This window comes from Streptomyces sp. HNM0575 (assembly GCF_012726265.1).
GTDB lineage: Bacteria > Actinomycetota > Actinomycetes > Streptomycetales > Streptomycetaceae > Streptomyces.
Genome location: NZ_JAASAG010000016.1, coordinates 72,259 through 97,717, shown reverse-complemented (window position 1 = coordinate 97,717; position 25,459 = coordinate 72,259). Strand labels below are relative to the sequence as shown.

Sequence of the window (25,459 nt, the reverse complement as noted above, 5' to 3'; positions counted from 1 at the left end):
TCGTTCGACTTGCATGTGTTAAGCACGCCGCCAGCGTTCGTCCTGAGCCAGGATCAAACTCTCCGTGAATGCCTCAAAAAGACAGACCACAAAGAGCGGCACAACCAGGAGGAATAATCCCAGCCATGCACAGCATCCTCGCTGTCATCAAAGAAATCCCCACCCCAAAGCAATCCAAGCCTCAGGGCACGGGGTATCAACATATCTGGCGTTGACTTTTGGCACGCTGTTGAGTTCTCAAAGAACGGACGCTTCCATCACAGACCCACAACAGGCCGCTCCGGGCACTTCCATCTCGGTGATCTCAACTCTACCAGGGTGACCATCCGAATTTGTTTGCCGGACCGTCGAGTTGATTCTGGCTGCGGGTGCCTCCCGGCGAAGATCGCCCGGTACCCGCGGAGTTGAGGCTGTAAACCTACTGGAGCGGAGCGCCTCAACGCAAATCGCGGCGCTCCGCCCGTCGTTGAGGCTCAGACCTCGACGACCACCGGGAGGATCATCGGCCTGCGGCGGTAGGTGTCGGAGACCCACTTGCCCAACGTGCGCCGCACGAGCTGCTGTAGCTGGTGCATCTCCACGATCCCGTCCTGGGCCGACTTGGACAGGGCCTCCTCGATCTTCGGCACTACCTGTCCGAAGTCGGCGTCGTCGATGCCGGATCCACGGGACTGGATGTGGGGGCCACCGACGATCTTGCCGGTGCTGCTGTCCACGACCACGAAGACCGAGATGATCCCCTCGTCGCCGAGGATGCGGCGGTCCTTCAGCGAGGACTCGGTTACGTCGCCGACCGAGAGGCCGTCCACGTACACGTAACCGGCGTGCACCTTGCCCGCGATGGTGGCCTTGCCGTCGATGAGGTCGACGACGACGCCGTCCTCGGCGATGACGACCCGTTCCCGGGGAACGCCCGTGGCGGCGCCCAGTTCCGCGTTGGCGCGCAGGTGCCGCCACTCGCCGTGTACCGGCATGAGGTTCTTCGGCTGGCAGATGTTGTAGAAGTACAGCAGTTCGCCCGCGGAGGCGTGGCCGGAGACGTGGACCTTGGCGTTGCCCTTGTGCACGACGTTGGCGCCCCACCGCGTAAGGCCGTTGATGACCCGGTAGACGGCGTTCTCGTTGCCGGGGATCAGGGACGAGGCAAGGATCACGGTGTCGCCCTGGACGATCCGGATCTGGTGATCGCGGTTGGCCATGCGGGAGAGCGCCGCCATCGGCTCGCCCTGTGAACCGGTGCATACGAGCACCACTTCGTCGTCCGGGAGGTCGTCGAGCGTCTTGACGTCGACGACCAGGCCGGCCGGCACGTCGAGATAGCCGAGATCCCTCGCGATCCCCATGTTCCGGACCATGGAGCGGCCCACGAAGGCCACCCGGCGTCCGAACTCGTGGGCGGCGTCGAGGATTTGCTGGATGCGGTGCACGTGGCTGGCGAAGCTCGCCACGATGATGCGTTTCTGCGCTCCGCCGAAGACCTGCCGCAGCACCCCGGAGATGTCGCGTTCCGGCGGGACGAAGCCCGGCACCTCGGCGTTCGTCGAATCCGAGAGCAGCAGGTCGATGCCCTCCTCGCCGAGGCGGGCGAAGGCACGCAGGTCCGTGAGGCGCCCGTCCAGCGGGAGTTGGTCCATCTTGAAGTCGCCGGTGTGCACGACCATGCCCGCGGGTGTGCGGATGGCCACCGCCAGCGCGTCGGGGATGGAGTGGTTGACCGAGACGAACTCGCAGTCGAAGGGGCCGATGCGTTCGCGGTGGCCTTCCTCGACCTCCAGCGTGTACGGACGGATGCGGTGCTCCTGGAGCTTGGCCTCGATCAGGGCGAGGGTCAGCTTGGAGCCGATGAGCGGGATGTCGGCCTTCTCGCGCAGCAGGAACGGTACGCCCCCGATGTGGTCCTCGTGACCGTGCGTCAGGACGATGCCGTCGATGTCGTCGAGGCGGTCCCGCAGGGAGCTGAAGTCCGGCAGGATGAGGTCGACTCCGGGCTGTTCCTCCTCGGGGAACAGCACGCCGCAGTCGACGATCAGCAGCCGGCCGCCGTACTCGACGACCGTCATGTTGCGGCCGATCTCGCCGAGGCCGCCGAGCGGTGTGACCCGCAGGCCGCCTTCGGCCAGTTTCGGCGGCGAGCCGAGCTCGGGATGCGGATGACTCAAAAGACTCTCCTCACATGACGCGCGCCACGCTCCCCCGGGCCTTGGCATGGGGGACCCCACTGGCCTCCGGCATGGGGGACCCCGTGGGACACGTGGCGCGCGCGATATTCGTGAATGGGTTCGGTGTTTCTACGCTCGTGCTTGCTTACTGATGTCTCTACGTTTCAGATCTTGCCCGTTATGCAGTTATGACGTCTGGTTCAGATCTCCACGCCGCCGTGCGCGAGGTCGTGCCTCAGCTGCTGGGTCTCCTCCGGGGAGAGCTCGACGAGCGGCATCCGGAGCGGCCCGCCCGGCAGCCCGCGGAGGGTGAGGGCCGCCTTCGTCGTGATCACACCCTGCGTACGGAACATGCCCGTGAAGACCGGGAGAAGCTTCTGGTGGATCTCGGTGGCCTTCGTCACATCGCCGCTCAGGTGGGCTTCCAGCAGCGAACGCAGCTCGGGTGTGACCAGGTGGCCGACGACCGAGACATAGCCGATGGCGCCGACCGAGAGCAGCGGGAGGTTGAGCATGTCGTCGCCGCTGTACCAAGCGAGTCCGCTGGTGGCGATGGCCCAGCTCGCACGGCCGAGGTCGCCCTTGGCGTCCTTGTTCGCGACGATGCGGGGATGCTCGGCGAGGCGGACGATCGTCTCGGTGTTGATCGGGACACCGGAGCGGCCCGGGATGTCGTAGAGCATCACCGGCAGTTCGGTGGCGTCGGCGATCGCGGTGAAGTGCCGGTAGAGGCCCTCCTGCGGCGGCTTGCTGTAGTACGGCGTCACCGCGAGGAGCCCGTGGGCGCCGGCCTTGGCGGCGTCGCGGGCGAGTTCGAGGCTGTGCGCGGTGTCGTTCGTACCGGCTCCGGCGACCACGTGGGCGCGGTCTCCGACCGCCTCGACCACGGCCCGCACCAGCTGGGCTTTCTCGACATCACTGGTCGTCGGGGACTCGCCCGTGGTGCCGTTGACGACCAGGCCGTCGTTGCCGGCGTCCACCAGATGGACGGCGAGCTGCTGCGCGCCGTCGAGGTCGAGAGCGCCGTCCGCGGTGAACGGCGAGACCATCGCTGTCAGAACCCGCCCGAAGGGCGTGTGCGGTGTGGAGGTCGGAGCCATAGGGTCCACGCTACTCGCAGCACGGGTGGTAGTGCCCCCTCGGGGCCTTGGTCTTGGGCTCCGGGCGGGGCGGCCGAGGCACGGGAGGCGGTGGCTCGGGGGTCGAAGACGCCTGGAACACCCGCCGGGACAGAGCGACCCGGCACTGCCTGCTCGGGGGTTCAAGCAGTACCGGGCCGTGATTTCAGCGTAGACGTACTGGCGGAAAGCCCGCAATCCGGGCATCTCTGCCCCGGGAAGAACCGGGCCGCAGTGTGCTCGCTAGGGGGCGACCCGGCCGTTGGTGTTGAAGGCGTCGTAGGTCAGGGGCATGAGCTTGGCCCACTGCTCCTCCATCAGCTCGCCCACCATCTCGATCTCCCGCTGCGGGAACGACGGCACCTTCGCCTGCTCGTGCTGGGTGCGCAGGCCGAGGAAGTGCATGAGGGAGCGGGCGTTGCACGTCGCATACATGGAGGAGTACAGGCCGACGGGGAGGACGGCGCGGGCCACCTCGCGGGCGACGCCGGCGGCCAGGAGGCGCTCATAGCTCTCGTACGCCTGGCGGTAGGAGTCCTCCATGGCGGAGACCGTCAGCTCGTGCTGCTCGGGGGTGCCCTCCACGAACTCGTACTTGCCGGGGCGTCCGCGCTGGACGAGCTTGCGCGTGGCCTCCGGAACGTAGAAGACGGGCTGGAGCTCGCGGTAGCGACCGGACTCCTCGTTGTACGACCAGCCGACGCGGTGGCGGTGGAACTCGCGGAAGACGAATAGGGGAGCGCTGATGAAGAAGGTCATCGAGTTGTGCTCGAAGGGGCTTCCGTGGCGGTCGCGCATCAGGTAGTTGATCAGGCCCTTGGAGCGCTCCGGGTCCTTGTGCAGCTCCTCCAGGGACTTCTCGCCGCCCGTGGACACCCGGGCCGCCCACAGCACATCCGTGTCGGCAGCGCTGTGCTTGACCAGCTCGACGGTCATCCCGCCGCGGAAGGTCGGAGCGGCGGATTGCTCTTCGGTGTCGGTCACGGGTGATGCCTCCTGGTCGTACGGCTGCCGGGCGCGCCCAGCCTAAGGCGCACCACTGACAGCGCGGGGACGGTGGGCGCACGACCGTTATGCACCTTGCGTCCGGACAAAAGGGACTGTCTGTCGTGATAAGGGGGGTCGGTGTGCGAAGGCGCTTGGCGGCTTGGTATTTTTTGACGCACGTCCCCTTCGACCCGGCACTTCTGAGCCGTCAGGGACGTTCTACCTACGAAACCTTCCAGAACGATCCTGACAGGAGTTCCCTGCCCATGCCCAGCCGCGGAGAGTCCGTACCGTTCGCGTTCATCGCCGACGCCGACCGGTTCCGCAGCAATGTCACACCGCCGCCCCGTGCTCACCGCAGCGTCACCGAGAAAGCGGGCAGCGCGCTGTTCGGTCTGACTGTGGTGGCGGGGCTGGTCGGCTCGCTGGTTCTGGGCGTTCCCGCCCTCGATCCCGATCGTCAGTCGCAGCATCACGGGCCCACGGCCGCCGAGAGCCGCTGACGTACCGATCCGTGGGCCCGTCCCGGCCCACGGTTCCTGCGGGCCGCCGACCAGCGGTGCTGGCCGCGTCCCGTACACCTCGCTAGTGTCCTCGCGCAACAGCCGATCCACCCGATCGAGACCGTTCCGAACGAGGACCACCAGTGCCCCTGCCCTTCATGACGGCCGCAGGACAGACCGGCGCGGCCGAACCCGCAGAGCCCGGACCGCTGCCGCACGACGCCCGTGAGCACTGGCGCCGCCCGTACCGGCCGGGGCCATGGAGGGTCGGTGGCGCGGCGGTGCTCCTGCTGCTCGCCTCGTACATGCTGTTCTCCGCGCTGATCATCGCGCTCGCCGGGTCGGTGCCGGGCGCGCTCGTGTGCGTGGGCGCGGGGCTGGTGGTGATCGCGCTCTCGCTGCGGCTGCTGCGCGTGGGCGTCTGGGTCTCGGCGTACGGAGTGCGGCAGGTGGGGCTGCTGAAGACGGTGACCGTGCGCTGGTCCGAGGTGGCCGCCGTGCGCACCGTGCAGCAGCCCGTGCGGTGGCTGGGCCTGCCGCGCACCGTGCAGGGGCAGGCGCTGACCGTCGTGCGGGCGGGGAACGGCGAGCCACTGCGCACGCTGCTCACCGACCACAACGCGGACTTTCTGGCGAGGCCGGAGGCCTTCGACCGGGCCACGGACGTCATAGAGGGATGGGCGGCCGAGTCGTGGGCGGGAGCCGGCGCCGGTATGTAGGAGGCCGGACCGTCTAGAGGAGCTGCTCGCCGCCGGCGGTGGTCCGGGGACCGCCCCCGTCCTGGTCCTGCACCGAGTCCTGTACGGAGTCGTGTACCGGGTCCTGTGCCGAGTCGTGCAGGGAGATGGCGTGCTGCATCGCCTTGCGGGCGCGCGGGGTGTCGCGCGCGTCCCGGTAGGCGACGGCGAGCCGGAACCAGCTGCGCCAGTCGCCGGGGGCCGCCTCGGCTTCGGCCTTCCTGCGTGCGAACACCTCGTCCGCGGAGTCGCGGTCGATGCGGCCCGACGGCGTGCGCCGCAGCTCGTCGGGCGGAAGTCCGCCCTCGGCCTCCAGCTCGCGCGCGAGCCGCTCGGCGTTGTGCGCGAAGCGCGTGGTCTGCCACAGGAACCAGACGCCGATCAGCGGCAGCACGAGGACCGCCAGCCCGAAGGGGACGGTGATGGCTGTGCCCTGCTCGATCAGCAGCACCCCGCGGCTGCCTGCCAGTACGAAGTAGGCGAGCAGAACGGCCGCCAGGGTGAAGTACGTGATCTTCGCGCGCACGGTGTCACGCGTCCAGGCCGAGGAAGTGCTCGAGACCGTGTGTGAGTCCGGGTACGGAGCCGACGCGGCGCACTCCGAGCAGCACACCGGGCATGAACGAGCTGCGGTGCAGCGAGTCGTGCCGGATGGTGAAGGTCTCGCCCTCGCCTCCGAACAGCACCTCCTGGTGGGCGACGAGCCCCCGCAGCCGCACGGAGTGCACGTGCACGCCGTCGACGTCCGCGCCGCGCGCGCCGTCCAGGGCGGTGGTGGTGGCGTCGGGCTGCTCGGGCAGTTCGGCGTCGGCGCGGGCGGAGGCGATGAGGTGTGCCGTGCGTGCCGCCGTGCCGCTCGGTGCGTCCGCCTTGTCCGGGTGGTGCAGCTCGACGACCTCGGCGGACTCGAAGAAGCGCGCCGCCTGCTGCGCGAACCGCATCATCAGCACCGCGCCGATGCCGAAGTTGGGGGCGATGAGGACGCCGGTGCCGGGCGAGGCCTCCAGCCAGCTCCGTACGGTCGCGAGGCGCTCGTCCGTCCAGCCGGTGGTGCCGACGACGGCGTGGATGCCGTGGCCGACGCAGTGCTGGAGATTCCCCATGACGGCCTCGGGGTGTGTGAGGTCCACGGCGACCTGCGCGCCGGAGCCGGTGAGGGCGTCGAGGCTGTCGTCGCGGTCGAGGGCGGCGGCCAGCTCCATGTCGTCGGCGGCCTCGACGGCTCGTACGGCCTCGGAGCCCATCCGTCCCTCGGAGCCGAGTACGGCCACGCGCAGCTTGCTCATCTTGTCTCGTTCCTCCGGTACTTGCGGACGGGGCGGGGCGCCGTGCGGGACAGCGGTGTCAGGCGACGGCCTCGTGGAGCTGTGCGGTCTGGCGGTCGGTGAGCGGGCCGATGACGGCCAGGGAGGGGCGCCGGCCGAGCACGTCGCGGGCGGCCTCCCGTACGTCGTCGGGCGTGACGGCGGAGATCTTCGCCAGCATCTCGTCGACCGATAGCTGCTCGCCCCAGCACAGTTCGCTCTTGCCCAGCCGGTGCATGAGTGCGCCGGTGTCCTCCAGGCCGAGCACCGTCGCACCGGACAACTGGCCGACGGCGCGCCGCAGTTCGTCGTCGGGCAGGCCGTGGCGTGCTGCGTGGTCGAGTTCGTCGCGGCAGATCTTCAGCACGTCGGAGAGCTGGCCGGGGCGGCAGCCCGCGTAGACGCCGAAGAGGCCGCAGTCGGCGAAGGAGGAGGTGTAGGAGTACGTGCTGTAGGCGAGGCCGCGCTTCTCGCGGATCTCCTGGAAGAGGCGGGAGCTCATGCCTCCGCCGAGGGCCGCGCTGAGCACGCCGAGCGCCCAGCGGCGGTCGTCGTTGCGGGAGTAACCCGGCATGCCCAGGACGAGATGGGCCTGTTCGGTGCTGCGGTCGGCGATCTCCACGCGGCCGTTGGCGCGCAGGGGGCGCGCGCCGGCGCGGGGCCCCAAGGGGGCGCGGCCCTCCGTACGCTCCAGTGCACCCGTCCTGTCGAAGGACTCGCGCACCTGCCGTACGACCGTGTCGTGGTCGAGGTTGCCGGCGGCGGCGACCACGAGGTGCGGGGCGTCGTAGTGCTTGCGGTAGAAGCGCACGAGGCGGTCGCGGGTGAAGCCGTTGACGGTGTCGACGGTGCCCAGCACGGGGCGCCCCAGCGGTGAATCGCCCATCAGGGCCCGTGCGAACAGGTCGTGTACGCAGTCGCCCGGGTCGTCCTCGGTCATGGCGATCTCTTCGAGGATGACGCCCCGCTCGGCCTCGATCTCGGCGGCGTCCAGCACCGAGCCGGTGAGCATGTCGCCGAGGACGTCGATGGCCAGGGGCAGGTCGGAGTCGAGGACGCGGGCGAAGTAGCAGGTGAACTCCTTGGCGGTGAAGGCGTTCATCTCACCGCCCACGGCGTCCAGCGCGGCGGAGATGTCGAGGGCGCTGCGCCGCTTCGTGCCCTTGAAGAGCAGATGCTCCAGATAGTGGGTGGCGCCGCCGAGCGCCGGGGTCTCGTCACGGGAGCCGACGTGCGCCCAGATGCCCAGCGTCGCGGAACGGACCGTGGGCACCGTCTCGGTGACGACCCGCAGCCCGCCCGGCAGGACGGTCTTGCGGACCTCGCCTCCGCCGGCGCTCCGGCCGGCGCCCGTGCCTCTGCCCGTGCCCGCGTGACCCCGGCCCGCATGCGGACGGCCGCCGCCGGACATCGCCTTCACTCCCGATGCTGTACGGGCGACGGCCCGCCCCTCCGCAGTGGTGGGGCGGGCCGTCACACGGTGCTTGCGCGTCACTGGTCACCCGCGGCGGCGTCGGCCGTCGCGGACTCCTTCCCGTCGGGACCGCCGGAGCCCTCGGACTCCTCGTCCTCGAGAACGGGGATCAGCGACAGCTTGCCGCGCTGGTCGATCTCGGCGATCTCGACCTGGACCTTCTGGCCGACGCCGAGGACGTCCTCGACGTTCTCCACGCGCTTGCCGCCCGCGAGCTTGCGGATCTGCGAGATGTGCAGCAGACCGTCCTTGCCGGGGAGGAGCGAGACGAAGGCGCCGAAGGTGGTCGTCTTGACGACCGTGCCCAGGTAGCGCTCGCCGACCTCGGGCATCGTCGGGTTCGCGATGCCGTTGATCGTGGTGCGGGCGGCCTCGGCGGCCGGGCCGTCGGCAGCACCGATGTAGATGGTGCCGTCGTCCTCGATGGTGATGTCGGCGCCGGTGTCCTCCTGGATCTGGTTGATCATCTTGCCCTTGGGGCCGATGACTTCGCCGATCTTGTCCACGGGGATCTTCACGGTGATGATCCGCGGGGCGTTCGGGGACATCTCGTCCGGTACGTCGATGGCCTCGTTCATCACGTCGAGGATGTGCAGCCGGGCGTCGCGCGCCTGCTTGAGCGCCGCGGCGAGCACGGAGGCCGGAATGCCGTCCAGCTTGGTGTCGAGCTGGAGCGCGGTCACGAACTGGCGGGTGCCGGCGACCTTGAAGTCCATGTCGCCGTAGGCGTCCTCCGCACCGAGGATGTCGGTGAGGGTGACGTAGTGCGTCTCACCCTCGATCTCCTTGGAGATCAGGCCCATGGCGATGCCGGCGACGGGGGCCTTCAGCGGCACACCGGCGTTCAGCAGGGACATGGTGGAGGCGCAGACCGAGCCCATGGACGTCGAGCCGTTGGAGCCGAGCGCCTCGGAGACCTGACGGATCGCGTACGGGAACTCCTCGCGCGTGGGCAGCACCGGCACGAGCGCGCGCTCGGCGAGGGCGCCGTGGCCGATCTCGCGGCGCTTCGGGGAGCCGACGCGACCGGTCTCGCCGGTGGAGTAGGGCGGGAAGTTGTAGTTGTGCATGTAGCGCTTGCGGGTCACCGGCGACAGGGTGTCCAGCTGCTGCTCCATGCGCAGCATGTTCAGCGTCGTCACGCCGAGGATCTGCGTCTCGCCGCGCTCGAAGAGCGCCGAGCCGTGCACCCTCGGGATCGCCTCGACCTCGGCGGCGAGCGTACGGATGTCCGTGACGCCGCGGCCGTCGATGCGCTTCTTCTCCTTGATGACGCGCTCGCGGACCAGTTCCTTGGTCAGCGTGCGGTACGCGGCGGAGATCTCCTTCTCGCGGCCCTCGAACTGCGGGATGAGCTTCTCCGCGGCGAGCCCCTTCACGCGGTCCAGCTCGGCCTCGCGCTCCTGCTTGCCCGCGATGGTGAGGGCCTGGGCCAGCTCGTCGCGCACGGACTCGGTGAGGGCCTCCAGCACGTCGTCCTGGTGGTCCAGGTAGATCGGGAACTCCGCGACGGGCTTGGCGGCCTTCGCGGCGAGGTCCGACTGGGCCTTGCACAGCACCTTGATGAAGGGCTTGGCGGCCTCGAGTCCGGCGGCGACGACCTCCTCGGTGGGGGCCTCGGCGCCGCCCCGTACCAGCTCGACGGTCTTCTCGGTGGCCTCGGCCTCGACCATCATCACCGCGACGTCGCCGTCGGGGAGGGTGCGGCCGGCGACGACCATGTCGAAGACGGCGTCCTCCAGCTCGGTGTGGGTCGGGAAGGCCACCCACCGGCCGCGGATGAGGGCGACGCGGGTGCCGCCGATGGGGCCGGAGAAGGGCAGGCCCGACAGCTGCGTGGAGCAGGAGGCGGCGTTGATGGCGACCACGTCGTAGAGGTGGTCGGGGTTGAGCGCCATGATCGTCTCGACGATCTGGATCTCGTTGCGCAGGCCCTTCTTGAAGGAGGGGCGCAGCGGCCGGTCGATCAGGCGACAGGTGAGGATGGCGTCCTCGGAAGGGCGGCCCTCGCGGCGGAAGAAGGAGCCGGGGATCTTCCCGGCGGCGTACATCCGCTCCTCGACGTCGACCGTCAGCGGGAAGAAGTCGAGCTGGTCCTTGGGCTGCTTCGAGGCGGTCGTGGCCGACAGCACCATGGTGTCGTCGTCCAGGTACGCCACGGCGGAACCGGCGGCCTGCTTGGCCACCCGGCCCGTCTCGAATCGGATCGTGCGGGTGCCGAACGCGCCGTTGTCGATGACGGCTTCGGCGTAGTGGGTCTCGTTCTCCACCAGGGATATCTCCTCGTCTGCGTCCGGCGCCCGGATGGCGACGGACCGGCTGCGGAGGAGCGCTCCGTTTGCGGGCCGGTCTTCGATCGAAGCACCCGGAACCTGCTGTCCGGGGGCCACTACCGAGGACCGGCGACGGGCGGCGCGCCCCTGCCGCGTCTGTTTGCCTATGTATGCGTGTGTGCGTTGTGCCGGCGTGCGACCGCAGCCCTGTGGGGGCGGTCCCGTGCCGCACGCCGTGATGTACGCCGTGCTGGGGACCAGCCTACAAACCATCCGGTCCTTCAGATACGGCGAAGGGAGCGGCCCCCTTTTAGGGAACCGCTCCCCGAGTCACATGTCAGCGGGCGCCCGCCGCGCCGCGGCGGATGCCGAGGCGCTCGACCAGGGCGCGGAAGCGCTGGATGTCCTTCTTCGCCAGGTACTGCAACAGGCGGCGGCGCTGGCCGACCAGCAGCAGCAGACCCCGGCGGGAGTGGTGGTCGTGCTTGTGCGTCTTCAGGTGCTCGGTCAGGTCCGAGATGCGCCGGGAGAGCAGCGCCACCTGGACCTCGGGGGAGCCGGTGTCACCCTCCTTGGTGGCGAACTCGGAGATGATCTGCTTCTTCGTCGCGGTATCGAGAGACGACACGCGTACTCCTCTTCCGTTCAGGCCCTCGAGCGCCCCTGGTCTTCGTCTCAGGGGATGCTTCGGCTACTCGCAGGACCGACCCAGCCTACCAGCGCTTCCTCATGCCTCCGCCCGCCCCCTGAACGGCCAGGGAGCGGGCGGACGGCGTGAGTTCGTCGCGTACGGAACGCCGCGTACGCAGGCTCCGGTCAGCCTCCGATGGAGCCGCGGACGTCCGCGTAGACGTCGAGGACCGCGAGGCACAGCGGGATCAGCGAGAGCAGCACGAACGTCTCGGTGAGCTCCATGAACCGGCCCCAGAAGGGCGTCAGCCCCGTACGCGGCACGATCAGGCCGATGGCAGTGATCAGCGCCGCGGCGACCGCGATGGACGCCGCGATCCAGACCGTACGGACGTCGAGCCCGGCGCTGTCGCCCGTGACGAAGTCGCGCACCAGCTGGGACGGAGGGTTGAGGGACAGCCCGAGCGCGAGCAGCGTGAGGGTGCCCAGGCCCGCCGCCAGGGAGCACGTGACCTGCGAGGTGTACCGGAAGAGGCGGGCGCGCAGCAGCATCGAGATGCCCGTGGCGAGGGCGAGCAGCTGGCCCCAGCCGTTGTGCGAGAAGCCCAGCACGGCCGCGGTGCCCACGACCGCCGCGCACCAGCCGCCGACCAGGCCGACGAGCATCTCGTGGCCGCGGCGGGCCTGGGCCGCGATGCGCTCCGCGTCCACGGGCCCCTGAGCGCGGGCGCTCTCACCGCCGTCGTATCCGCCTGGGCCCGCCGCGCGGGGCTCGAAGCCTATGGGGAGCCGGGCGAAGCGGGCGGAGAGACCGGGCAGGAAGGCGATGGTGCCCACGGAGACCGGGGCCGCGATGGCCGCCGCCCCGGAGGCGTCGAGGTCTGCGAGGACCGCGACGAAGGTGAACACCGTGCCGACCGCCGAGACGATCGCGGAGGCGACGAACGGGCCGTCGCCCCTCGGCGTGATCGCGATGAGCACCGCCGAGGCCAGCAGCACCGCGACGCAGCCCAGCAGGAACTGGAGACGGCCGATGCCCTCGCCCGCCGGGAGGGGAAGGATCCCCGACCCGGCGATCATGATGTGCGGCATGGCCCCGAGGCCGAGCGCTATGGACGACGCCCTGTCCCCGTACACGCGCGCCCGTACGCACGCGAGCGCGACGAGCAGGACGCCCGCCGCGCCGGCGATGATGCCCGGCAGTCCGTGCATGTCGTGCTCGACGGGGTCGGCGAACCATAGCGAGAAGGCCATGAGCACCAACAGGACGCCGCCGCCGGTGAGTCCGGCGGCACGCATCCGCTGCTCGTTCCACAGCGCGCGGTCCTGGCGCACCGCCGTGGCGACCGCGTCGCTGACGTCGTCGAAGACGGCGGAGGGCAGGGAGTCGGCGAACGGGCGCAGCAGCAGCACCTCGCCGTCCCTGATGCCGTTGCCCGCGAGGGACAGGCCCGATTCGAGGACCCGCCCGTCCCGGCGGACGAGGTGATACCCCGACAGGGCGCCCTCGGCGGGGCTGCCTCCGGAGAGCCGGGCGATCTCCGGATAGACGTCGGACAGGGGCACGTCCTCGGGCAGTGCGACGTCGATGCGCCCCCCGGGTGCAACTACCGTGACGCGGCAGAAGCCTGTCGCTGCGGTCGTGGCCACCTTCTTGTTCCCCCTTGCTCACCGCTCGGACTCGGCGTCACGATGAATTACAGACATCTCGGGCTCGTTGATTGCCCCAAGCTCCCGCGGCGGGGAAGCACTTGGGAAGATTGCGGGTCACCTTACCGTCCATGGCGGACAGTCGGTCCTCCCGGATCCCGGAGACTCCCGCACCGACTAGGATCAGCGTCTGCATGACCGGTAGCTGTTGCGATGGCGGGGGCGTCGGTGCGTAATTGCGAATTTATCGTGAAGGACTGATGTAACGGTGAGTGTGGTCATCGTGAAGCGGCAGCCACGGGTCATGCCGCCGACCGTGCCCGAAGGGGATGTCAAGCTGGAATCCCCTCCCGAACTGCCGCGCGACGGTGACAGCGACATCTGGATGAATCTCCTGCCCGTGATGGGCATGGGGGGCTCGGTCGCATTCTTCTTCATGCCGGGCTCGCAGGCCTACATGAAGGTCGTCGGCGGCCTGATGGCCGTATCCACGGTCGCAATGGCGATCGCGCAGGTCGTCAAGGCCAGACGGGGAGGCCGGGCCCAGATGGGCCAGGCGCGGAGGGATTACTTCCGCTATCTCGACCAGATCCGTAAGGACGTGCGCAAGACCTCGGATGCACAGCGGAACGCGCAGCTGTACCAGCATCCGAGTCCGGATCAGTTGTGGGCGATCGCAGGCGACGGCAAACGCCTGTGGGAGAGGCGCCCCTCCGACAACGACTTCTCCTCCGTGCGAATCGGCACCGGCTGGCAGCAGTTGAGCACTCCGCTCGTCGCGCCGGAAACGGCGCCCAAGGATGAACTGGAACCGCTCACGGCAGAAGCGATGAAGTCCTTTCTGGACATTCACCGTTCGCTTCCGGACCTTCCCATCGCCGTGAGTCTGCGCGCCTTTTACCACGTGGTCGTCACCGGCGGCACCGACGAGGTGTACGGCAATGTCCGTGCCGCGATCGGTCAGCTGTCCGCGCTGCACTCCCCCGAGGAGATGCTGATCGCCATCGTCGCCCACCCGGGCTCGATGGCCGAATGGGACTGGACGAAGTGGCTGCCGCACGCGCAGCACCCGTCGCAGTCCGACGGCGCCGGGCAGGCACGCCTCTTCTACGACGACCTCGGCCAGCTGGAGGAATCGCTCCACAGCCAGCTCGACGGCCGTCCCCGCTGGAACCGCGACGGCACGCCCGTGGCCGACCAGCCGCACCTCATCGTGATCCTCGACGGCGGGTCGATACCTCCGGACTCCCAACTCGCGGGCGCCGAGGGCCTTCAGGGCGTCACCTTCATCGAGGTGGCCCCCGGCACGCTGGACGACCAGATGTCCGGCGGCCTGACGGTGCACGTACGGGAGAAGGCCCTCGACTTGTACGTCGGCCGTGAGTCGGCGTACTCCGGCCGGCCCGACCTGCTGAGCTACGAGCAGGCCGAGGCCCTCGCCCGCCAGCTCTCGCCGCTCCGCATGGGCAGCGGCGAGGAGGGCGAACCCCTGCTGTCCAACCTGGACTTCACCGACCTGATGGGCATCGGCGACGCCGGCTCCGTGGACATGGCGCGCACCTGGCGGCCGCGTTCGCTGCACGAGCGGCTGCGGGTCCCGATCGGGATCGGCGGCGAGGGCGAGCCCGTGATGCTCGACATCAAGGAGGCCTCGCAGGAGGGCATGGGCCCGCACGGGCTGTGCGTCGGCGCGACCGGCTCCGGCAAGTCGGAGCTGCTGCGCACGCTCGTGCTCGGGCTGGCCGTGACGCACTCGTCCCAGACGCTCAACTTCATCCTCGCCGACTTCAAGGGCGGCGCGACCTTCACGGGCATGGCCGACATGCCGCACACCGCGGCGGTCATCACCAACCTCGCCGACGAACTCACCCTGGTCGACCGCATGCGCGACGCGATCACCGGTGAGCTGAACCGGCGTCAGGAGGTCCTGCGCAGGGCGGGCAACTACGCCAACATCACGGACTACGAGAAGGCGCGGGCGGCGGGCGCCGCACTCGACCCGCTGCCGTCGCTCGTCCTGATCATCGACGAGTTCAGCGAACTCCTCACCGCCAAGCCCGACTTCATCGACATGTTCATCCAGATCGGCCGCATCGGCCGTTCGCTGGGCGTGCACATGCTGCTGGCCTCGCAGCGCCTGGAGGAGGGCAAGCTGCGCGGTCTGGACACGTTCCTCTCGTACCGGATCGGTCTGCGTACGTTCTCGGCCGCCGAGTCGCGCACCGCGATCGGCGTCCCGGACGCGTACCACCTCCCGAACGTGCCGGGCGCCGGCTTCCTCAAGTACGACACCGAGACGATGGTGCAGTTCAAGGCGGCCTACGTCTCCGGCGCGTACCGCACGGCGGGCCCGACCCGGGTCAGCCAGGCCACGCAGACGCGGCCGGTGAAGTTCACAGCGACGCCCGTGGCACTGCCCGCGGCGCCGGAGCCGGAGACCTCGGAGACGGACACGGTCGACGACGCGCTCGCCGACACCGTGCTCGACGTCATCGTGCAGAAGATGGTCGGCCAGGGCCCCTCCGCACACCAGGTGTGGCTGCCGCCGCTGGACGAGCCGCCGTCCCTCGACCAGTTGCTGCCGGCGCTGGCCGCCACCCAGGACCGCGGCCTCACGGCCCCGGACTACACGGCGCTCGGCCGGCTCGCGGTGCCGGTGGCCCTGCTGGACAAGCCGTTCGAGCAGCGCCGCGACGTGCTCTACCGCGACTTCTCCGGTGCGGCCGGCCACGGATTCGTCATCGGCGGCCCGCAGTCCGGCAAGTCGACGCTGCTGCGCACGCTCATGACGTCGTTCGCGCTGACCCACACCCCGTCCGAAGTCCAGTTCTACTGCCTGGACTTCGGCGGCGGCTCGCTGCTGGCGATGGAGGAGCTGCACCACGTCGGCGGCGTCGCCAACCGCCTCGACGGCGAGAAGGTGCGCCGTACGGTCAGCGAGGTCATGTCGATCCTCAACGAGCGCGAGGAGTACTTCCGCGCGCACAACGTCGACTCCATCGCCACCTTCCGCCAGCGCCGCGCCGCGGGGCAGCTGCCGGACCAGAAGTGGGGCGACGTCTTCCTCGTCATCGACGGCTGGGCGACGTTCAAGAACGACTACGAGATGCTGGAGGGCGACGTCACCGACATCGCCACCCGGGGTCTCGGCTTCGGCGTCCACCTCGTCCTCACCGCGTCGCGGTACACGGAGGTGCGTCCCGCGCTGAAGGATCTCCTCCAGAACCGCCTGGAGCTGCGGCTGGGCGACCCGTCCGAGTCGGAGATCGACCGCAAGGTCGCCGCGAACGTCCCCGTGGCCATGCCGGGCCGCGGCCTCAGCCCGGACAAGCTGCACCTGATGACGGCACTGCCGCGCATCGACGGCTCCGCCACGCTGGAGGACCTGCCGGACGCCACGCGGCAGACGGTCAGCTCCATCAACGAGCACTGGAAGGGCGAACCGGCACCGGCGGTCCGGCTGCTGCCGACCATGCTGGAGGCCTCAAGGCTCCCCAAGGGCTCCGACTACCCGGATCACGGCCTCGCGTTCGGGATCGACGAGAGCTCGCTGCGGCCCGTCTTCGTCAACTTCGAGACGGACCCGCTGTTCGTGGTCTTCGGCGAGAGCGAATCCGGCAAGAGCGCGCTGCTGCGGCTGCTGATGCACCAGATCACGGAACGCTACTCGCCGGACAAGGCGAAGATCGTGGTCGGCGACTACCGGCGCGCCCATCTCCAGGGCGTACCCGAGGCGCATCTCTCGCGGTACTGCGCCGCTGCGCCCTCGCTACAGGAGACCCTCGAAGGGCTCGCCGGATCCATGTCGCGGCGCATGCCGGGGCCGGACGTCACACCGGAGCAGCTGCGCAACCGCAGTTGGTACGACAGCCCGGACGCGTTCGTCGTCATCGACGACTACGACCTGGTGGCCACCGGGCAGAACCCGCTGATGCCGCTGCTGGAGTACCTGCCGTTCGCCCGCGACGTCGGGCTGCGCGTCATCCTCGCCCGCTCGTCCGGCGGCGCCAGCCGTGCGCTGTACGAGCCCGTGATGCAGCGCATCAAGGAGCTGGGCGCACAGGGCGTCGTCCTTTCCGGTGACAAGTCGGAGGGCGCTCTGCTCGGCAGCATCTCTCCGACGCAACTGCCGCCGGGCCGCGGCTACTTCCAGACGCGGCGCAGGGGCGGGCAGCTGGTCCAGACGGGCTGGATGCCGGCGAACAACTGAGAAGCCGGGCGGGCCGGGGAGCGGTCCCCCGGGGGGCGCTTTGCGGGTCGCTCCGGCCGCCCGTGAACAACGCCTGAGACGCCGGGCCGGGAACGCCTTCCCGGCCCGGCGTCGTACGTATTGACGGCTGACGGGTGACAACTGACAGCCGACGGCTCGTACGATCCGTACGGATCCGGGGGCGGCTCGTACGGACGGGCTCGATCCGGGCTGTGGGGAGCCGGTGCATGGAATGATGGGCGGGGCTGCGAAGACGGGGCCGGGGGCCGGGCCGAGTGCCCCGGGGCTCACCTTTGCCACTGGACGCTGACCGCCGGGCAAGCAGGTCCGGTCAGTGCGGCAGATCCGGTCGGGGTCGGTACGGCCCGTTCAGTCCGTGCAGCCCGTTCGGTCGGTGCAGCCGGTGTCGAAGAGGGGAGCATGCGCCATGGGGACGCAGCAGGAGAAGGACGAACTGTACGCGATGGACATCTCCGACGCCGTCTGGGAGTCCGCGCCGGGCGGGCCCGAGGAGGAGAGGGTCGAGATCGCCCACCTTCCGGACGGAGCCGTCGCTATGCGCAACTCCAAGGACCCCGGCACGGTGCTGCGTTACACCGCGGCCGAGTGGCGCGCGTTCGTACTGGGCGCGCGTGACGGCGAGTTCGACCTGGAGCCGACGCGGGAGAACGGCGGGGTCTGAGGACGCCGGAGGACGGCGCGGTCTGAGGCGGCGCCTGGGGCGCCTCCGCTCACGGCCCGCCGGCCCGGGAAGAGTCAGTCCCGGAAGAGTCAGTCCCGCCCCGGCGCGGCCGCGAGGATGCGCTCGTGGTCGGTCCTCCCCGGCTGACGGTCCATGGAGAGCACCTGCATCCTGCGCTGAACGGTCATCAACCCGCTGCCACCGGGCAGCGCGAGGACGCCCCCTATCGCGACGTCACCGGCGTACCAGGCGCCCCGTTCCATCGACTCGTTCCAGCGGTTCCAACGGAGCGGATTACGGGCGGACATGCTCTGGGACCAGACCGTGCCGTCGTCGTCCACGTACACGTCGTCCGCGGACGAACTGTCGCCGCGGCCCGGTTCCTCACCGCGCTCGGCGAGGCGGAACTGCACCGGCACGCCCGCCGGGTCCTTCCCGGACAGCCTCCGCACTGCGGGGAACCTCCGCCATGGATACGCCTCCAGGATGCTGCGGGCCTTGCGCAGCCGGGACAGCGCACCGCAGCAGGTGTACAGCGCGAACACGTAGCCCAGAATGCCCACACCGCCGATGAGGCCGCCGACGCTGTTGTCACTGCGGGCGGTGGGAGCGGCCCACCGCACCTCCGCGAGCAGACCGCACAGCGTCAAGGCGCCGACCAGCAGCACGCTCCACAGCGACAGCTTGAGTCTCACCCGGCGACGCGTCGCCTTCCACTCCGACCGCGTCTCGGGGTGATCGAATGCGACCTTGGTCAGCGGGACCCGCAGCTCACTGCCGTGCATCACGCCTTGTCTCTCCTCCGAGCCGGGAATGGGCATTGGCGCAGTTCGCGGGCCCGCTTCAGCAGTCGATTCAGATCAGTTTCCGGTGGAAACCAGCGTGTTCAGCAGCCTGCTGACGTGCTGCTTCAACTCGTCCACGCTGCGCACTCAACGCTGCCCACTCGAGCGGCTGCACCAGCACCAACTCCCCGCTGCCGGGCACGAGGAGGGCCCCACCGAACATGTCGTCCCCGGCGAACCACACGCCATCGTGGATCGCCTCGGGCCACTCGAGGCCCAACGGCTGACGTGCCGACATCTTCGGAGACGCCTGCTCCCCTTCACTGAGCCGGAGAATGCGCTTCCCTCCGCTCTGCCGTCCCAGCTTCTCCACCGGCGTGCGGAATTCCGCGTCGTATGTCTTCAGGGCCCGGGAACAGTGCCGAAGCCAGGTCAACTGCTGCACCAGCACGATCGCCGCCACAACGAGACTCATCATCCCCACGACGATGAGCGGGAAGAAATACGAGATCTCCGTGATGAGCGGCACTGCTCCGAGCGCCCCTGCCACCAGGACGAGCAACACGAACCTCCGTGTCACGACCAGGCGGTGATACCTCAGGGCACCCCTCGGGTCCGTGCAGTCGGTGGCGTAGGGGACGGCGTTCACCGACTTGTACATCCACCCCACGGCCGTCATGACGGTCGCCGTGACCAGGCCGATGATCCCCGGAATCCCCAGAATGAAAAGGGAGTCGCTGAAGATGGCCAGGGTGAGTGCATAGCTGACCAGCCACGTCGACGTCGCGAGGATCGCCAACCGGCGCCGCCCCGCCCTTTCCTTGTCGGTCGAGGGGCCCGCCGTCTCGCTCCGTGCCGCTGCGGGCTCCGGCACCGCATTCCCCTGGCTGCTCTCCGCCGTCATCCGAAATCATTCCTCACTGCCTCGGCGATCGCCCCGGCATCCCGTTGCAACGCTCCACCCGTTGAGTCTGCCGACTGCGGATCGGTGTAAGTGACCGTGCTGGCCACGCCGAGCAGCACACTTCGGTACTCGTCAGCGAGATGCAGAGACGGAGTGACGAGTTGGAGAACCGTCACCGAAGAGGAGCGCGTGTCCGGGATCGCGACCATACCGCGCCAGACTGGAGCCTTCGCAGGGGCTTCGCCTGGTACCGCTTGAGGTTCCGGCACGTCCGTCTCCTCGACGGTGCCGGTGACGAAGGCTGTGCCACAGGGCAGTTCGACGGGCACGACGCCTGTTTCCCTGGTCTCACCCGCTCCGGACGCCAGCAGCAACGTCAGCGCCGCCTTGGGATTGACACCTTGCATCTCGACGATGGAAACCGTCAGTACCGACATGGAGGCGCTCTCGCCATCCGGGTGCAAGCCGAGCGCACAACCCACCACACGATGCTTCTGCAGCTCCCACATCATGAGGGCATACATGCGGAACACCTGGTCCGCTCGATCGCGGAGGCCTTCGGGCAACGCAAGGATCTCGCGCGCCAGTTGCTCCATGCGCTCGCCGCCGGGATAGACGTCGATCTGCAGGTACCCGTAGGGGAGGTCGTACCAGAACGCCGGCCGTGGCTTGACCGCGGAACCTTCCTGGATGCTGTTCACAGCAGTTGGAGCCCCGCCCTCAGATCTCCCAGTCCCTCCGTCAGGACCTCGATGTTGCCCTTCGCACCTTGAGCCGCGACACCTGCTTTGACGCCCTCGGCGGTGTAGTGGCTGCTTCCGTCTTCAGGCAGAACGTCCAACGACTCCAAGGAAGATGCGGTGTTGGCCAGAGCGTTGACACCGTTCACGCCGTAATCCACCATCCCTGTTCCCGGGTCGGTGGCGACGTCGAGTGCCTTGAAGTTGAACGCCTCGACGGTCTCCCGCCCGAAGGCGGCGGCCTTGGAGCCGGCGGACATCGCCTCGCCGCCCTCCCTGGCCGCGCCCGCCAGCATGGCTGCCTCGCCACCGCCCTTGGCCAGCGCACCGGCCCCGGGCAGTACGCCGAGCGCGTCGCCGGCGACGGAACCCCAGGCACTCAGGGCCTCACCGGTGCCGTACTTGCCGGTCAAGGAAGCCCGGAAGTCCTCGCTGGCGAAGTTCTTGCCCAGCGAGGCGGCGCTCGCGACGACCGCGATGCCCGCGAAGACCGGAGCCAGCGGTGTCGGAAAGAGCGCCAGCAGGCCGGCGATCGCGCCGATGGTGCCCGCGTGTTCGAGAACGAAGTCGCCGGCTGTCTTCAGCGCGTCGCCGATCGTACTGAGGGTCTTGCTGAGCCAGCCGGGCTCGTCGGGAGCAAGGTCGTCGTCCGCCTTGTCCAGTTCCTCCGCGACCTTGTTGGCCTGCCGCTCGTGCTCCCCTTCCAGAGTCTTGGCCTTCTCGATGACGCTGTTGTACGCCTCGTTGGCCTTCTCCAGGCTGTCCGAGGCCTCCTTCAGCCGGCGCTCGGCCGCCCGCAGCCGCTCCGTCGCCGCGTCCGCCTCGGCCTGGCTGGGGAACTCCTTGCCGCCCAGCTTGAGGTCCGGGTCCTTCTGGGCGGTGTCCTGCCGCTCCTTGGCGGTGCCCGCGGCTTCCTTCTTCTCCCGCGCCTCGTCGTCGTACTTCTTGGCGAGCTCGCGGTTGGCATTCAAGTCGCCGTCCCACTTGGCAAGTTGGGCGGCGGCCTTCTCCATCGAGGTGGCGGCGTCCTTCATGTACTTGGGCAGATCGCCGTCGAGCTTGTCGCGGAAGGCGTCAGCGGCGTCACCTTCCCAGTGGCTGCTCTCGCCGATCAGACGCTCGATCTGCGTGTGGCAGCTGCGAAGTGCAGTGGCGGCCTTGCTCACCTTGTTCTTGAGCGCCTCGACTTCCGAGGGAATACCGGGAACCGGGTTCCAGCCGAGGTGAGGATAAGGATTCGCTACCATCACTTGCCCCCCGCCGAAGTGCCCTGCTGCTCCATCTCGTTGAGCGCCTTCGCGAGGTTCGTCTCCATTTCCTTATAGCTCTTCTTGTTCGACTCCACACCCTCTTTGATGCCGCCGATCATCTCGCTCATCTGCTCGGCACCGTACTTCCATTCCTCCTGGAAGTCGTCGCAGGCCTTGTCCAGCCGGGAGGTGCCGATCTGGTCGCCCCGGACGTGCGACAACGCCGTGCGGGCATCGTCGAGATCCTTGACGCTGCTGTTCAACGTCTTGACAAACTGATCCAGTACACCCAGATCCGTCTTGAAGTGGTCCCCCATGAAGTGCTTCTCCTCGGTGGTGAATGGAGCGAACAAGCCGGGCGAGAGGCATGCAAATAGGGGGAATCCCCCTGGTGACGGTGATGCATCCCGCAGCCGGCGCTGATTATACGAGCAGGAACGGACACCTGGAACGCGCTCGTCCTGGGCTCCGACAGCTTGGAGACTGTTGCGCGCCGAACGCCGACGGCCTTACGCGGTAAGGGAGTTGAGAGCACTGAGATCGGGCCGCAAACAGCCGCGGATCTCAGCAGGACCCTTCGGGAAACCCCACAGGAAATCCACACCGCCCTGTGGCGTAACGGCCGGTGCCACGTACGGTATGGCCAGGGTGAAACCGCCCTCCAGGCACTCCCGACAACAAGGCAGAAGGGTTCCCGCGTGAAGAACCAGCCCCGGGACGGGCAGACTTCCGATGCACGTTCCCTCAAGACCATCGAGATGTACTGGTTCGTGGGTCTTCTGATCCTGGCAGTGGCCGTAGTCCTCGGCCTCTCGCTCACCGGCACACCGATCGGGGAAGCCATCCAGATCATGGCGTGGATCTACGTCCCACTCGCCGTCGTGGTCAGCTTCTGGCTTCGCCGCCGGAAGCGGCTCACCATGCCGCAGCAGTCGACGTCCCTCGACGACGTGCGCGACCGCATCGACACCGACGCCGTGCGCTCGGTGAAGGCGAGCAAGGGCGAGGTCCGCGCGGTGAAGGAGCTGCGCCGCCAGGAGCCGCGGCTGTCCCTGAAGGACGCGGTGGAGATGGTCAAGCAGCTCTGAGGGGGGCGCCTCCGGCGCGCGACTGGCCGCCCAGGGGCTCCGCGGGCGGCCACCGGGCCACTCCGGCCCGGTGGCCTAGCGCCGCCGGTGCACTAAGTCGGTCGCTTACACGGTGGTTGTCGACACGGATGAACCCCGGCCGTCCTTCTCATCCTTGGTGGAAGGCACTACGTACGTGGCAAGAGCGCCAAGCAACGCAACCGTCCCGATGACCCCGAGCCCCCAGCGCCACCTGACGCCGAAATCGGTGATGAGTGCTGCGGCGGAAGCCAGAGCCAGCACAATGCACAGCAGTGAACTGCCGCGCAGAATCAGCGGCCAGGAGAGCACCGGGCTCCACAGCCGCATCTTGCGGTGATCGTCGACGGGAACACCGCCGCGTCCCGGGTCGATTGCGTGCCGTTCCAATTGACGTGCCTGCTCGGCCCACACTTCGCCATGCAAAGCCCAACCCGAGTCCGCCAGAACAACGGCGGCGACCTTCTTGTCCCCGCCTGTCCCGGCCTCGGAGGGCTTCCAACAGACCCAGACCGGCTCGCTTCCCGCGACCTCTGCGACCGCGGAGGCATTCCGCTCGACCCAGAAACCCAACTGCTCGCCGCTGTCCATAGCAACGAGTAGACACTCGCCACCGGTGTTCGACCGGGAATCGCGTACGTCCCAAGGCCCCGAGCCGGCGCAGGCACCCCGACCGACACGAGCGCCCTGTCCGACACGTGTGATCGGACGAAACTCGCCCGTCAGAACACTTGCACCGACAAGGAGGAGTCCCACCCCGACCCACGCCAGGGTCAGTCCCCAGCTCAGCTCCGGACTCATGGCCTTGCCACTTGCCAAACGGGTCAACGTCGCCGAGTCCCCGTGTACAGCACCGAGTTCAGGAGCGCTCGGCGCGTACATCACATTGAGCGAGCCGCCACGTCGGGGTTCCTCGTGTGTACGGACATCAATGGTTGCCGGATTTCTGTCTGCCTCCGGTCCGGAACCGGGAAGCAACACCGTGACGGCCGCTGAGAACTCGGTGTCCGTCCGGCCGCCGTACCGCTCGAGGCCGCTCACCTTCGTCACCGGGACCTCAGCTATCTGAGCACCCGAACTGCGAATGTCCGCAGCTTGGCTGGCATGTATGTCATCTCCACCCGCAAGCCCCCAAATACCGATGAGGGCAGCGAAGAAGCCCACCATTCCCACGAGTCCACGGATCCTCAGTGAACGTCCGGAGGGTACGGAGGCAGGCAGCACGCTCGATGCGTCCACCTTGCTCGTCGGGGGACATACGGCCGCGTACGCCTGAGCGAGACCGGGACGACCCGCGCCCCTCTTGGCCACGACGAGCGCAACTATGCATACCAGCAGGACGCCGATGCAGACGAGTACTGCCGTACGCCGCACAACCAGGGATGACGAAACCGCCCAGAGAACCAACGCACCCACTACAATCATGGCGGCGATGGGCGTCGTGAACCAAACAGTCCTGCTGGTGCGCTCGGCCGCCCGCACGGGCGCGTGATGAGTGCTCACCGGCCCGAAGCCCCTCCGATCGGGTTGAGCTGTAGATCCCGGCTGCTCCGCTTCCGCCGGCTCATCGCCACGGAGTAGGCGGAGGCTGGTTCGGCGGCGGAGGCGGCGAGCTCGGAGGTCCGCCGAACTGCCCCGTCGGGGCCTGGACCTGCTGCCCCGGATACTGCTGCGGCGGCACCGCCGGACCACCACCTGAACCCCAGGGATCACTCACCCGATCCCGACCGTCCTTCCGCTTCACCAGCACCACAACCAAAACCGCGACACCCACGAGCACAAGGAAGATCAGCCCGAACAGAACGATCGGCGGACCCAGCACGAACATCCACCCCGAGGGACCCTCCGAAGACGACCCCGACCCCGAAGACGCATCCCCCGCCGCCGCATCCGACGGCTTGTCCGCCTGAGCCAACGGCCCCGCCTTCGGACCCGCCGGAATGTCGTATGTCACGGCCCGGTACGGGCGGACCACCCCGTAACCGAACTTCTCGTCCGGCAGTTTCGGATCACGTGCTTCTTCCGGACCGGGCACCTTGGCGGTCTTGATCAAGCGATTGATCACCTGACCCGCAGTGAGATCGGGGTGTTCGGCACGTACCAGAGCCGCTGACGCTGACACATACGCCGTCGCGTCCGACGTGCCCTTGGCCATGGCGTATCCCGACTCGTAAGTCGAGTTCGTCACAACATTGTTGACAGCAGGAGCGGCCAGAGTGGTATTCGACCCCCAGGAGGAGTCTTCCCACACCGCTCCGCGGTCGTCGACGCCACCGACCGACACCACACCCGGATAGGAAGCGGGGTAATTCTTCTTCTCGATGCCCTCGTTGCCAGTTCCGGCAACGACGACCACGTCGTGCTTGGTCGCGTACGCAATGGCCCGAGCATCCTCGGCATTGCGATGAGTCACCTGAGAGATGTTGATGACATCGGCACCTTCACGAACCGCGTACCGCACGCCCGCATCCAATGAAGCACCTGCTTCAGAGTCCTTGTGCTGATACCGGATGGGAAGAATCTTGGAGTCCGGCGCGAGCCCCTTCACGCCTGATCCGCCCCCCGCTCCATGACCACGCCCGGCGATCAACCCAGCCATAGCAGTCCCGTGGCCGTCAGAATCCTCTTGCGCACTTCCCCCTTCCTTCGTGAAGTCCTTGCCCTTCAGTACCTGTCCTTTGAGATCCGGATGGGAGGCGTCAACTCCAGAATCGACCACGGCGACGGTGACGCCTTTGCCAGTGGACTGCTGCCAAATCTTGTCGGCATCGAAGGCGTCAAGGGCCCATTGCCGGTCTCGAATATCATCCGCACCGGCAGCGGGCGCGGAACCGAGGAGCAGGGCCCCCGTCAACGCTCCGGTGCCCACCAGGTGCAGCGCTCGTCGGAGACTCAACTCCTGCTCCTCTTCATACTTTCGACGACGGCCCCCGCGAGATTGGTTCCC

21 protein-coding genes and 1 rRNA gene are annotated in these 25,459 nt (G+C 68.5%); 5 read left to right on the top strand and 17 right to left on the bottom strand.

The window, feature by feature from the left end; translation table 11 throughout:
- The 4 genes from HCC61_RS28720 to thyX form a co-directional block, all read right to left on the bottom strand.
- A 16S ribosomal RNA gene (locus tag HCC61_RS28720) occupies positions 1-69 on the bottom strand; the annotation flags it as partial.
- Between the two features lie 404 nt (positions 70-473).
- Positions 474-2,159: a ribonuclease J gene (locus HCC61_RS28715; protein WP_169140504.1), complete on the bottom strand. Its 1,686-nt coding sequence runs from the start codon at positions 2,157-2,159 to the stop codon at positions 474-476.
- A gap of 200 nt (positions 2,160-2,359) precedes the next feature.
- A complete protein-coding gene (gene dapA / locus HCC61_RS28710; RefSeq protein WP_169140502.1) occupies positions 2,360-3,259 on the bottom strand; it encodes a 4-hydroxy-tetrahydrodipicolinate synthase in 900 nt (299 codons plus the stop codon).
- Between the two features lie 261 nt (positions 3,260-3,520).
- Entirely contained in the window at positions 3,521-4,261 is a 741-nt protein-coding gene (thyX, locus tag HCC61_RS28705; RefSeq protein WP_169140500.1) for an FAD-dependent thymidylate synthase, read from the bottom strand.
- A 269-nt stretch (positions 4,262-4,530) separates the two neighbouring features.
- On the opposite strand from thyX, the gene HCC61_RS28700 reads away from it, so the two are divergent.
- Together HCC61_RS28700 and HCC61_RS28695 are read left to right on the top strand one after the other, a co-directional pair.
- Positions 4,531-4,767 carry a hypothetical protein gene (locus HCC61_RS28700; RefSeq protein ID WP_169140498.1) on the top strand — a complete coding sequence of 79 codons (237 nt, stop codon included), beginning with the start codon at positions 4,531-4,533 and terminating at the stop codon, positions 4,765-4,767.
- Positions 4,768-4,910: 143 nt separating this feature from the next.
- On the top strand, positions 4,911-5,486 hold the full coding sequence (locus HCC61_RS28695) for a hypothetical protein (protein ID WP_169140496.1): 576 nt from the start codon (positions 4,911-4,913) through the stop codon (positions 5,484-5,486).
- 13 nt (positions 5,487-5,499) lie between these two features.
- Here HCC61_RS28695 and HCC61_RS28690 read toward each other — a convergent pair whose 3' ends face one another.
- From HCC61_RS28690 to eccD, 6 genes are all read right to left on the bottom strand, one after another.
- Positions 5,500-6,030 carry a hypothetical protein gene (locus HCC61_RS28690; RefSeq protein WP_346777429.1) on the bottom strand — a complete coding sequence of 177 codons (531 nt, stop codon included), beginning with the start codon at positions 6,028-6,030 and terminating at the stop codon, positions 5,500-5,502.
- Positions 6,031-6,034: 4 nt separating this feature from the next.
- Positions 6,035-6,790, bottom strand: coding sequence for a 4-hydroxy-tetrahydrodipicolinate reductase (gene dapB, locus HCC61_RS28685; protein WP_169140494.1), 756 nt, complete (start codon positions 6,788-6,790; stop codon positions 6,035-6,037).
- Positions 6,791-6,848: 58 nt separating this feature from the next.
- Positions 6,849-8,303, bottom strand: a complete 1,455-nt coding sequence (locus HCC61_RS28680; protein ID WP_346777428.1) for a pitrilysin family protein — start codon at positions 8,301-8,303, stop codon at positions 6,849-6,851.
- Positions 8,300-10,552: a polyribonucleotide nucleotidyltransferase gene (locus HCC61_RS28675; protein WP_169140492.1), complete on the bottom strand. Its 2,253-nt coding sequence runs from the start codon at positions 10,550-10,552 to the stop codon at positions 8,300-8,302. The genes HCC61_RS28680 and HCC61_RS28675 overlap by 4 nt, the downstream gene beginning before the upstream one ends.
- A gap of 340 nt (positions 10,553-10,892) precedes the next feature.
- Complete coding sequence (rpsO, locus tag HCC61_RS28670; protein ID WP_169140490.1) at positions 10,893-11,183, bottom strand: 30S ribosomal protein S15; 291 nt, start codon at positions 11,181-11,183, stop codon at positions 10,893-10,895.
- A 188-nt stretch (positions 11,184-11,371) separates the two neighbouring features.
- Positions 11,372-12,835 carry a type VII secretion integral membrane protein EccD gene (gene eccD, locus HCC61_RS28665; protein ID WP_169140480.1) on the bottom strand — a complete coding sequence of 488 codons (1,464 nt, stop codon included), beginning with the start codon at positions 12,833-12,835 and terminating at the stop codon, positions 11,372-11,374.
- A 268-nt stretch (positions 12,836-13,103) separates the two neighbouring features.
- Here eccD and eccCa point away from each other — a divergent pair, with 268 nt between their 5' ends.
- Both eccCa and HCC61_RS28655 read left to right on the top strand, forming a co-directional pair.
- Positions 13,104-17,045, top strand: a complete 3,942-nt coding sequence (gene eccCa / locus HCC61_RS28660) for a type VII secretion protein EccCa (protein WP_169140478.1) — start codon at positions 13,104-13,106, stop codon at positions 17,043-17,045.
- Positions 17,046-17,472: 427 nt separating this feature from the next.
- Positions 17,473-17,727 (top strand): DUF397 domain-containing protein, encoded by a 255-nt coding sequence (locus HCC61_RS28655; RefSeq protein WP_169140476.1) that lies wholly within the window; start codon positions 17,473-17,475, stop codon positions 17,725-17,727.
- Between the two features lie 89 nt (positions 17,728-17,816).
- On the opposite strand, the gene HCC61_RS28650 is transcribed toward HCC61_RS28655, so the two are convergent.
- The 5 genes from HCC61_RS28650 to HCC61_RS28630 form a co-directional block, all read right to left on the bottom strand.
- A complete protein-coding gene (locus tag HCC61_RS28650) occupies positions 17,817-18,512 on the bottom strand; it encodes a hypothetical protein (protein ID WP_169140474.1) in 696 nt (231 codons plus the stop codon).
- Positions 18,513-18,582: 70 nt separating this feature from the next.
- Positions 18,583-19,416 (bottom strand): hypothetical protein, encoded by an 834-nt coding sequence (locus tag HCC61_RS28645; protein WP_169140472.1) that lies wholly within the window; start codon positions 19,414-19,416, stop codon positions 18,583-18,585.
- The gene (locus HCC61_RS28640; RefSeq protein WP_169140470.1) at positions 19,413-20,117 is read right to left on the bottom strand and encodes a hypothetical protein; all 705 of its coding nucleotides are present in this window, start codon (positions 20,115-20,117) and stop codon (positions 19,413-19,415) included. Before HCC61_RS28640 ends, HCC61_RS28645 begins: the two co-directional genes overlap by 4 nt.
- On the bottom strand, positions 20,114-21,403 hold the full coding sequence (locus HCC61_RS28635; protein WP_169140468.1) for a putative T7SS-secreted protein: 1,290 nt from the start codon (positions 21,401-21,403) through the stop codon (positions 20,114-20,116). The genes HCC61_RS28640 and HCC61_RS28635 overlap by 4 nt, the downstream gene beginning before the upstream one ends.
- Positions 21,403-21,723, bottom strand: a complete 321-nt coding sequence (locus tag HCC61_RS28630; RefSeq protein WP_169140466.1) for a hypothetical protein — start codon at positions 21,721-21,723, stop codon at positions 21,403-21,405. The genes HCC61_RS28635 and HCC61_RS28630 overlap by 1 nt, the downstream gene beginning before the upstream one ends.
- 381 nt (positions 21,724-22,104) lie before the next feature.
- Between HCC61_RS28630 and HCC61_RS28625 the strand changes: the two genes are divergently transcribed.
- Positions 22,105-22,494, top strand: coding sequence for a hypothetical protein (locus HCC61_RS28625; protein ID WP_169140464.1), 390 nt, complete (start codon positions 22,105-22,107; stop codon positions 22,492-22,494).
- Positions 22,495-22,599: 105 nt separating this feature from the next.
- Here the strand turns inward: HCC61_RS28625 and HCC61_RS28620 are convergent, their stop codons facing one another.
- Together HCC61_RS28620 and mycP are read right to left on the bottom strand one after the other, a co-directional pair.
- On the bottom strand, positions 22,600-23,103 hold the full coding sequence (locus tag HCC61_RS28620) for a hypothetical protein (protein WP_169140462.1): 504 nt from the start codon (positions 23,101-23,103) through the stop codon (positions 22,600-22,602).
- A gap of 973 nt (positions 23,104-24,076) precedes the next feature.
- Positions 24,077-25,408 carry a type VII secretion-associated serine protease mycosin gene (gene mycP, locus HCC61_RS28615; protein WP_169140374.1) on the bottom strand — a complete coding sequence of 444 codons (1,332 nt, stop codon included), beginning with the start codon at positions 25,406-25,408 and terminating at the stop codon, positions 24,077-24,079.
- Between the last annotated feature and the right edge of the window lie 51 nt (positions 25,409-25,459).